The organism is Chryseobacterium sp. SIMBA_038 (assembly GCF_046535115.1).
In the GTDB taxonomy this organism is placed as follows: Bacteria; Bacteroidota; Bacteroidia; order Flavobacteriales; family Weeksellaceae; genus Chryseobacterium.
The window spans coordinates 1-258 of the sequence record NZ_JAWRXH010000274.1 but is presented as its reverse complement, the minus strand read 5'-3'; the positions used below and the strand labels follow the sequence as shown (position 1 = coordinate 258).

At 35.7% G+C, this 258-nt stretch carries 1 pseudogene; it reads right to left on the bottom strand.

Annotated features, from left to right (window positions below):
• Window positions 1-258, bottom strand: a pseudogene (gene aroE, locus SB689_RS23530) (shikimate dehydrogenase); the annotation flags it as partial.

Below are 258 nucleotides of genomic sequence, written 5' to 3'. Positions count from 1 at the left end.
AAAGTTTGTTTCAGAGCTTCTTGTAATCGTCTTGGATGGGATATTGTGTTTATCCAGTACATATTTTACTGCCTTTGCAGCTCCTCCGTTACCAAGAATCAAAGCTTTGTCCTGTGAGTTTTTTTTATGGAGGAAGAGCGTTTTTTCAAAACCGAAAGCATCCGTATTATATCCTGTTTTTTTACCATTTTCAATCAAAACACAGTTTACGGCTCCTATTTTTTCAGCTTCATCACTCAATGTATCAAGGTAACTAAT